Below are 291 nucleotides of genomic sequence, written 5' to 3' on the forward strand. Positions count from 1 at the left end.
GCAGAAATGTCACCATCTTTATTATCAGAAGCCGTAGCGCCTAATTCAGAATAAGTATCACCAACATTAATATCGATAGACGCTGCTCCCGTAAGAGTAATAACAGGTGCCGTTGTATCAGGAATCACATTCACTGTTCTAGTGACTTGCGTTGCAGGATTTCCAGCCGCATCAGAAACATTGTAAGTAATAATATAAGTACCTGCTACATTAGAATTAACAGTATCACCATCAATAACAATGTTTGCAGAAATGTCACCATCTTTATTATCAGAAGCTGTAGCGCCTAAT

The 291-nt window shown here is 38.5% G+C and carries 1 protein-coding gene; it reads right to left on the reverse strand.

Translation table 11 applies throughout. The features are described from left to right. On the reverse strand, positions 1-291 hold a 291-nt coding region (locus ACH5TX_RS00150; protein ID WP_439337541.1), incomplete at both ends, for an immunoglobulin-like domain-containing protein.

This window comes from Thalassobellus citreus, from assembly GCF_044385915.1.
In the GTDB taxonomy this organism is placed as follows: Bacteria; Bacteroidota; Bacteroidia; order Flavobacteriales; family Flavobacteriaceae; genus Thalassobellus; species Thalassobellus citreus.